We start from the raw sequence: 9757 nt of genomic DNA on the forward strand, positions 1-9757 counted from the left end.
ATCAACGGCTAACTTTTTGCCCAACTTGAGCAACTGAAGACACTGATTATCCCCTTCATTACCAATGCTAGTGATACACACCGGTGCTATCTGACTTTGCAGACAACTAAAGTATAGTTCCTGCGATCGCTGTAGGGAAATGTCAATATTTAGTTGATCCCCGACATCAATCAATCGTTCCAATAGTTGGATATCTGCATTAAAACTACCATTGGCATCGTGCAACAATTGCCAGAGCGATCGCGCAATTAATTGTTCTAACATCTGTTTACCGTCGGGAATATTTAGCCGACAACGCAGATGTTTTGCTTCAGTGGCGATCGCTTCTAATTCTATTATGTGATTCCAACTCTTTTGGGGATCGGCGATATCTTGCTCAAGCGATCGCAATGTCATCATACAGCGATGCCCTAATGCAATATCGGCTGCTACCTGCAATTCTTGCGGTACTGCAATTTCATCACGATGAAACGCCATCAGCACACCATAATTATCACGGTAAGCTTGGGTATACAACTGTCCTAAACGGGCTAGTGTTTCCTGACTCAGTAGCCGCATAATCCGGTGGCGTTCTTCAGCAAATAGATTTTGCAAGCTAAAAGCTTCTTCTCCAAATAGCTGTGTCATCGCCAAGATCGTATGAGCCGCACTAGCTTGTTTTAATGCCCCAAACAGCTTTTCTTTTAATTGGCTGTAGTCACGCCGCCCAGTAAATTGTTGAATGCCGCAGTGGAAATCCCAGCCTCCTAAATGTAGAACTGCAAATACCAAATGCTCGCTCTCCCAAGTAATCTCTGATACTAGCTTTAAATTCCCCACAGCCAGAGTTAGCGATCCCATGCGTTGCAGTTGGTAATCTAGCTCATTGGCGGCGTAGCAATAAACGCGCTTCTGGTAACGCCCAGACTGTTTGTCAGCAGCATCTTTTATTGGTAGGGAATTGTGTGTCTCTGCTGGTTTCTGATTGCTAAATAGGGAAGTAATGGCGTAATGGGCTGCAACTTGCTTAAAGCCAAGTTGGGCGGTTAACACGAGTTGCCGATAAATTTCTGCACCGTGTTTGAACTGATCCACATTACTGGGGGCTAAACCAAGATGTTTGACAAAGCTTTTTTCCAATTGCACACCTGCCACTTCCCCTGCCAATTCCAAAGCACGGGCGGCGTAGCGGAGAATTTGTGTCCCCTCTGGGCGGGAAATTTCTTCAAAAAACCAACCGCAACTAGTGAACATTAACAAAGCGTGACGCTGCATTTCCAATAGGCGGAGAGCGTCTACTTGTTCGGCGGCGGTTAGTTTGTGGGTTTGATGACGGGCGAGGAAACGATTAACATTGGTAGCAGAGCGATCGCGCATGACTTGGATATATTCATCTCGTGCTAGCCAGGGATCACGAAATAACTGTCTACCATGTTCTTCATAAACTTCAGTTAGCTGATCCCGCAGCCAATTTAGGGCATCCCGCAGGGGACGACGCCATTTCTGATGCCAAATACCGCCTTCCCCACCGCAACCACAATCATCTTCCCATCTGCCGACACCGTGGGCGCAACTCCAGGCTGTAACTGATTTTAATTCCACTTCCCAATCGGGAGAATTTAAGCTGAGGTAGTGGGCGAAGTTCGTCACCGTCCAACCCTGTTGGGGAAACTCTTTAGTAAAGGCGTAGGCTAAAGTTTTCTCAGTTCCCTTTTTGTGGTGTCCAAAGGTTTCTCCATCCGTTGCCACCGAAATTAACTGTGCTGGGCGATGATCCCCGCGTACCGCCGAACCAATACGTCCCGCAAAGTGACTGGAATTATAAACGACATCACTAAAACCCATATCCCGCGATATCGGCCCATCGTAGAAAAAGATATCAATGTAGGGTAATCCTTCTGTACTACTATCTTTGGGGCTAGTGGCGATCGCATTCAGAGGTGAAGATGAAGTGTCTAGTGTGGGCTGCAAATAACAACGGTAGGGACGGGTGGAATCAATCTGACTACCGCCGACTTCAATCCATTCTGGATGGGGACAATCTGGAGTGGGCAGGGGACGGCAACGCAGTGCTTGAGAAGGTGCAAGGACAATGAAGCGAATACCCTCAGCAACAAGAGCTTCTAGGGTGGCGTAGTCTACAGCCGTTTCTGCTAGCCACATTCCTTCGGGATCGCGGCCAAAGCGGGAGCGGAAGTCTTCTTTACCCCAGCGAATTTGGGTATATTTGTCGCGTTCGTTCGCCAGAGGCATGATGATGTGATTGTATACTTGCGCGATCGCATTGCCGTGACCATGCAAGCGATCGCTACTCTTGGCATCCGCCTCTAAAATTCGCTGATAAACTTCCACATCGTAGCGTTCTAGCCACGACATCAGCGTTGGGCCAATATTAAAACTGAAATACTCGTAATTATTCACGATCCCCACCACTTCGCCTTGGTCATTTAAGACTCTGGCAAAGGCATTTGGGCGATAGCATTCCCAATGAATCCGCTCATTCCAATCATGGAAAGGTGCAGCGCTCGGTTGGCGTTCAATTGCGTCCAGATAAGGGTTTTCCCTTGGTGGCTGGTAAAAATGACCATGCACCGTCACATAAACACCATTAGCCTTGCTCAGGGGATCGGTTTCTTTGGCGTTATTGGGATCTGAATGTAATGTTAACGTTGAGCCAGAGCTAGCTGGCATTTGGGCAGCAGAAGTCATGTATATTTATCCAAAACAAAAAACTTGCAGTTGCACCGAAAATATTGTGCGTAAACCTTACTCCAATAGTTTAAACACAAAATCCGGTATAAACAACAACTATGGAATCCAACCAAATTTTTGACAAGGCGGTTTCATCGTAGTGGGAAATCTGCGTTATTGTACAGCCCTTTCCCTGAAGGCTCAAAGTAATTAGCCATTGAACAAAGCCTCAGTTAGGGGTTTTTCTTCTTGGGCGCTAATCAAAATTTTAATTGTCTTTTAATATATTAAACCCCATCTTCGATGTAATATTTTGGCTCAAATTCATACTTTTGCAACAAAAGATTACGAAAACTCATTATATCGCAATCTGCTTTTACACAACATCCGCAGCCTTGAACGGAAAACAGTACAATTTCTGAATTGTTCTACAGGCGGTTGAGAGTACCATATCGGAGTGCTGAATGAAAGTAATTGTTAATTCAACACTCCAAACTTGAAACTTAGGATTGCTCGCTGTGAATGATACCCTCAACTTAAGACAACAAATGTCAACTAAAAACATTATTCTTTTCGCTTTACTACTGTTTATCCCGGTTTCTGTAGCAGCCCACTTTCTAGAATGGGGAGAATTGACAGTTTTCATTACAGCTGGATTAGCAATTCTGCCTTTAGCAGCTTGGATGGGTACAGCCACAGAAGAAATTGCTGTCGTAGTTGGGCCATCATTGGGGGGCTTGTTAAACGCCACCTTTGGCAATGCGACAGAATTAATCATTGCCCTAGTAGCGTTGAACGCTGGGTTAATCGATGTAGTCAAAGCCAGTATCACCGGATCGATTATTAGCAACTTACTACTGGTGATGGGTTTTTCCATGCTTTTGGGAGGACTGCGCTACAAAGAACAGACATTTCAGCCAATAGTGGCGCGGGTAAATGCTGCTTCGATGAATTTGGCGGTGATTGCGATTTTGATGCCAACGGCGATGAATTATACCTCTCAAGGAATTAACGAAGAAACACTGCAAAATCTTTCTATTGCTGTTGCTGTGGTGTTAATTCTGGTTTACTGCTTAACGCTGCTATTTTCGATGAAAACCCACTCTTATCTTTATGATGTGGGTGTAGCGGAGACAGAAGAAGAAGAAACGCCTCACGCGAAACCAAATATGATGTTGTGGGTTGCGGTGTTGCTAGTATGTACCTTACTAGTGGCAATTGAGTCAGAAATGCTAGTAGATTCTCTGGAAGTAGCCACATCTCAACTAGGTTTGACGGCGCTGTTTACAGGGGTGATTTTGGTTCCCATCGTCGGTAACGCGGCTGAACACGCCACAGCAGTCACCGTAGCAATGAAAAATAAGATGGATCTTTCCCTTTCGGTAGCGGTGGGATCAAGTATGCAGATTGCCCTATTTGTCGCGCCCGTGTTGGTAATAGCAGGGCGGGTATTAGGTAAACCAATGGATTTAGATTTCAAACCCTTTGAATTAGTCGCTGTAGTTGTGTCAGTGTTGATTGCCAACAGTATTAGTTCTGATGGTAAATCCAATTGGTTGGAAGGGACTTTATTATTAGCTGCTTATACAGTATTGGGGTTCGCCTTCTACTTCCATCCAGTTATGGATGCGGTGGGGTAGTACCGCAAGGCGGAAGTCAAAAGTCAAAAGTTAAAAGTCAAAAGTTTTATATATCAAGGCTTTTGCTTGTTTCAAATGGTAGCTTGATTTCCGCCGCGCTGTACTAGTTAGCTGTGGCACTTGGCCGAGCCAATTTTAGATTCTTTTGGTTTATCCTGGATTAATACCCCGCTACACGCTTTCAACCCTTGTGGGTGACACAAATCCAAAATCCAAAATTTAAAATCCAAAATCTGTTGATTACCCGCTTTTGCCTGGGACAGGAGAAAATAAAGAGATATAAGAGCGATCGCCTGTATGAGCTACTGCCTTAATCCCCATTGTCCCAAGCCTGAAAATCCCAATCATGTCAACTTTTGTGTGACTTGCGGTACCAAGTTACTCCTCAAAGAACGTTACCGTGCTATCAAACCAATCGGACAAGGTGGTTTTGGCAAAACCTTCTTAGCTGTGGATGAGGATAAACCCTCAAAACCACGCTGCGTAATTAAGCAATTTTATCCCCAATCCCAAGGCACTAACACTCTTGCAAAAGCCGTGGAATTATTTAACCAAGAAGCGGTGCAGTTAGATGAATTGGGCAAACATCCCCAAATTCCCGAACTACTGGCATATTTTACCCAAGAAGCTCGCCAGTATCTTGTACAAGAATTTATCGATGGGCAAAACTTAGCCCAAGAATTGGCACATAGAGGTGCTTTTAGCGAAATACAAATCTGGCAACTATTAAACGATTTATTGTCAGTTTTGCAATTTTGTCATACCAGACACGTAATTCACCGCGATATTAAGCCAGAAAATATTATTTTACGCCAGAGCGATCGCAAACTAGTATTAGTAGATTTTGGTGCTGCCAAATCTGCCACTGGCGCTGCCTTAAATCAAACTGGTACTAGTATTGGTAGTCCAGAATATGTTGCCCCTGAGCAAATGAGAGGCAGGGCTATTTTCGCCAGCGACATTTATAGTTTGGGTGTGACTTGTATTAATTTATTAACAGTGCGATCGCCCTTTGATTCTTATGATACTAACAACGATACTTGGGTCTGGCAGCAATACTTGCAAACTCCCATCAGTAATCAGTTGAGTCGCATTCTCAACAAAATGTTAGAGAGTATTCCAATTCGGCGTTATCAAACAGTAGACGAAGTTCTCAACGATTTAAATCAACAGCCGAAAGTAGCAGCCACACCAGTTATCGCCCCAAAACCCATCCCTCAATCACCACCCACATTTGTATCGTCATCTCCTAGTCAAATCGAGCAAGAGTTAGAGCAAATGAAAACTCAATTTTTGGGTAACAGTAAACCTCAACCAAATAAAATACAGCCACAAAACCCCACACCTCAGCCTCCTAGTACAAATAAAATAGATCAAGAATTAGAAGAATTAAAAGCCAAATTTCTTGGAAAGAATAACACGCCAAATCAATGAGAAAACCAAATATCAAAAGCCTCTATTACATCACACATATTGAAAATTTGCCCTCAATACTTCAAAGAGGTATTTTATCCCACAAAAAAGTTGAGGAGTTAGGAGTTTCATATACACCCATATACGATAGTGAGATTGTTAGCAAGCGTAAAGATAAGTCTACGCCTGGAAGGAGTAGTTTGTGGGAGTATGCTAATTTATACTTTCAGCCACGTAACCCAATGATGTATCGGGTGGTTCATGGAAAAGACAAAAGAGATATTGCTGTTATTGGAATCAAACCTGATGTACTTGCAGCAGCAGGAGAACTAATTACAGATGGAAATGCTGCCAATGACCCAACTCAATTTTTTGCTATTAAAGAAGGAATAGAAATACTTCAGAAACAATGGAAAATTATTCAAAATGAGTGGTGGAATGAGCTTGATGGTTCTAAACGAAAGATAATGGCTGAATGCTTGGTTCCTGAGCAAATTAGCCCAGAACTTGTTCATTCAATTTTTGTAGCAGACTATAAGGCTAAAGAGCGAGTCGAAACAATTATTGGTTCAGCTAAAATACCTGTTGTTCCTGAACCCAATATGTTTTTCCAACCCATATCTGCCAGCCGTATTGGGACTAATATTTCTTTGATTGATGGGGATATGTTTTTTTCAAATATGCAAACTTTGACGATTAGTGTTAATCTTCAAGGCATAATGGGCAAAGGATTAGCATCACGGGCAAAATATCAGTTTCCTGACGTATATGTAGTTTATCAAGATGCTTGCCGGAATAAACAGCTTACTGCTACAAATCCCTATCTCTATAAACGTGAAGCTTCTTTAGACCAAGAATTAGCCGATCTTAGCCTTCCTCTTGTGACCTCCAATGCTGTAAAGTGGTTCTTGTCGTTTGCTACTAAAACACAATGGCGAGAAAACTCTCGTTTAGAAGACATTGAAGGTGGCTTAGACTGGGTTAGAAATAATTGTCATGAAATTGGTATTCAGTCTTTGGCAATGCCAGCTTTGGGTTGTGGTTTAGGCAACTTAAATTGGGCTGAAGTCGGGCCGCTAATGTGTCGTTATCTGCATAATATAGGAATTCCAGTTGCGATTTATCTTCCACGAGAACATCAAATTGATTCCAAATACTTAACTAATGATTACTTGCTGAATCTCTCTTAATTCCCAGTCGCTATAATTGCTTAAGTTGAAAATATATTAACAAAAAAGTGACTCTAGATATTAGAGTCACTTACAAATAATCTGAGAATTTAGAAGTGTGGAAATTTACTTCTTAGCTTCAGCAATAGGAACCCATTCAGTGTGGAAAGTTCCAGGCTTATCAAGACGCTGGTAGGTATGTGCGCCAAAGTAGTCGCGTTGTGCTTGAGTTAGATTTTGAGGCAAGCGATCGCGGCGATAGCTGTCAAAATAATCCAAGGATGCGCTAAATGCGGGTACTGGAATTCCCAGCGTTGCAGCTGTCGCAATCACTTCCCGCCAAGCAGTCTGTCTGTCGAGAATTGTCTGCTTAAATTCGGGAGCTAACAGCAAGTTAGGCAAAGCTGGATTTTCGCTAAAAGCCTTTTTAATTTTATTCAAAAAGCGAGCGCGAATAATACAACCACCTTTCCAAATCCGCGCCATTTCGCCCAAATCCAAATTCCAGTTATATGTTTTGGAAGCTGTGGATAGCAACGCCATCCCTTGAGCATAAGAACAGATTTTTGAGCAATAGAGAGCATCGCGTACTTTGTTGATAAAGTCCTTAGTTTGCCCGTCATACTTGCCACTGGGGCCTGTGAGGACTTTCGATGCTGCAACCCGCTCCTCTTTAATCGAAGATATAATCCGGGCATTAACTGCGGCTGTAATTGTGGGAATAGCAACTCCCAATTCTAATGCAGTTTGCACAGTCCAGCGTCCAGTTCCCTTTTGACCGGCTGCGTCAACAATCAAATCCACCAGGGGTTTTTTTGTTTCTGGGTCAATATATGGGAAGATATTCTTCGTAATCTCAATCAAAAATGAATCGAGTTCATCGGTGGTGTTCCATTCAGCAAACACATCATGTAGCTGACTGGGGTTTAATCCAGCGACACTTTTCAATAAGTCGTAGGCTTCAGCAATTAGCTGCATATCGCCGTACTCAATACCATTGTGTACCATTTTGACATAGTGGCCAGAACCACCAGGGCCAATATAGGTTACACAAGGGCCATCATCGACTTGGGCAGCAATTTTGTTGAAAATTGGTGATAGAAACTCATAAGAGCTTGTTGTACCTCCAGGCATCAGTGAAGGCCCATTCAGCGCCCCTTCTTCACCGCCACTGACACCCATACCAAGATACCGAAGCCCAGCAGGTTCTAATTCTTGAGTGCGTCGTTCCGTATCTTCAAACCAAGAGTTGCCACCGTCGATAATGATATCGCCTTCGTCTAACAAGGGTTTGAGTTGAGCAATCACCGCATCTACTGGCTTACCAGCTTGCACCATTACTAGAATTTTGCGGGGACGTTCCAATAAGGCAACGAATTCTTCTAGAGTAAAGGCGGCTTTGACGTTCCGTCCTGGCGCGCGCTGCGCCATAAACGCATCCGTTTTTTCTCGGGAGCGGTTGTAAACTGCAATTGGGAAGCCATTGCGCTCCACGTTGAGAGCGATGTTCTCACCCATAACGGCTAATCCAATCACACCAAAGCTTTGTAGTGTCATAAAAAATTTCTGGCTAACTCTTGCAGATCCTTTACCTATAAGGGTAGTCCGATATTTTCCCTTCTCCCCTAAAGAAGACCTTAAGACTTGATATAAACGACAAAAATCCACAACTAACATGGATAATTAATTTTAAATTGTATCTAAATCAACAATTGACTTGCAAAATTTGCAAAATTGAAATAATCAAAGGACGCAGTTAAGGAGTAACCAAATAATGCTGGCATTTGTCCTAGCTTTGGTAGTGGGTCTTGGTAGTTTAGCCATTTACATAGCAGCTTTCTTTTTCCCAGAAATCCACCGTAAGAATGACTTTATCTGGAGTGGCGTAGGATTGTTCTACGCTTTAGTATTATGGGTGTTTGCACCACGCATCACTGGAGGTTTGTTGCTGGGTCATCTGGCTAGTGTGGCTCTTTTGGTCTGGTTTGGCTGGCAAACTCTATCATTACGTCGGCAATTGACCCCACAGGCACAACAAACCCAAGTACCTAGTGCTGAGACGGTGAAAACTGGCATTCAGGAACAGGTAAATAAGTTGTCCCTTCAAGAACGGCTAGGCCAGTTGCAAAAAAGTCTGGGTAGTACCTTCAGTGGCGCGAAAGACAAGGTGCAGCAAACTGTGAGTAAAAAGACACCCACAACGCCCAAACCTGAAGATATTACCTCTGTTCTGTCCGAACAACCTGCTATTGAGATTATCGACAAAACTATTGTCATACCAGAACAACCAGCAGAGGAGACAGTTACTACCGACATCGAAGCAAAAACCGAGAGTGTACCAGAAGCGATTCCCCCACATCCCCCATCTCCTGAATTGGTGGAAGCAGCGCAACCAGATTTTGAAATTGAGGATAAGCAACCGATTTCTGTAGAAGAAATTGCGCCGGATGGGGTACTAGCGCCCCCAGCCGAAACGCCACCGGAAGCAATACCGCCTAATTAAACTAGTTGAATTCTGTGAAACCCAACATTAACCTGAGATGATGTTGGGTTTCACTCAACTTGTTTTAACCTAATCGCGTAATTCCCCTTCCTCATTTTTTTTTATAATTCCTTTTTCAACATAGTGGAGTGTCCTTTTGCCTGAGATGGGTAGATGGGTAGTTCTGTGGATTTATTTCGTTAAAACTTCAACGAAAGAATTACGAGTTTATCTGTATTTTTACTCATTTTTTATATCGATTTGTTGTTTGATAATAAGTGCAATCAACAAATGCGATCGCATCTAAGCTTGTGGGCACGGATGCACCCACATCGCTATTTAATCACAATCTAGTATTACCCAGCAAAATTAATGGGACAGAC

General features: G+C 43.2%; 6 protein-coding genes. 4 read left to right on the forward strand and 2 right to left on the reverse strand.

Annotated features, from left to right (window positions below):
• The coding region (locus HWQ37_RS32735; protein WP_292755298.1) for a DUF3536 domain-containing protein at window positions 1-2688 on the reverse strand (2688 nt) is incomplete at its 3' end.
• A 530-nt stretch (window positions 2689-3218) separates the two neighbouring features.
• Between HWQ37_RS32735 and cax the strand changes: the two genes are divergently transcribed.
• From cax to HWQ37_RS32750, 3 genes are all read left to right on the forward strand, one after another.
• Window positions 3219-4310: a calcium/proton exchanger gene (gene cax / locus HWQ37_RS32740; RefSeq protein WP_292755300.1), complete on the forward strand. Its 1092-nt coding sequence runs from the start codon at window positions 3219-3221 to the stop codon at window positions 4308-4310.
• Between the two features lie 297 nt (window positions 4311-4607).
• On the forward strand, window positions 4608-5744 hold the full coding sequence (locus tag HWQ37_RS32745; RefSeq protein ID WP_292755301.1) for a serine/threonine-protein kinase: 1137 nt from the start codon (window positions 4608-4610) through the stop codon (window positions 5742-5744).
• The gene (locus tag HWQ37_RS32750; protein ID WP_292755302.1) at window positions 5741-6913 is read left to right on the forward strand and encodes a DarT ssDNA thymidine ADP-ribosyltransferase family protein; all 1173 of its coding nucleotides are present in this window, start codon (window positions 5741-5743) and stop codon (window positions 6911-6913) included. The genes HWQ37_RS32745 and HWQ37_RS32750 overlap by 4 nt, the downstream gene beginning before the upstream one ends.
• A gap of 105 nt (window positions 6914-7018) precedes the next feature.
• Here the strand turns inward: HWQ37_RS32750 and gndA are convergent, their stop codons facing one another.
• Window positions 7019-8449 (reverse strand): NADP-dependent phosphogluconate dehydrogenase, encoded by a 1431-nt coding sequence (gndA, locus tag HWQ37_RS32755; RefSeq protein ID WP_292755303.1) that lies wholly within the window; start codon window positions 8447-8449, stop codon window positions 7019-7021.
• Between the two features lie 217 nt (window positions 8450-8666).
• On the opposite strand from gndA, the gene HWQ37_RS32760 reads away from it, so the two are divergent.
• Window positions 8667-9395 (forward strand): Ycf66 family protein, encoded by a 729-nt coding sequence (locus tag HWQ37_RS32760; protein WP_292755305.1) that lies wholly within the window; start codon window positions 8667-8669, stop codon window positions 9393-9395.
• Window positions 9396-9757 lie beyond the last annotated feature (362 nt).

The organism is Nostoc sp. NMS4, from assembly GCF_017115095.1.
Lineage (GTDB): Bacteria > Cyanobacteriota > Cyanobacteriia > Cyanobacteriales > Nostocaceae > Nostoc.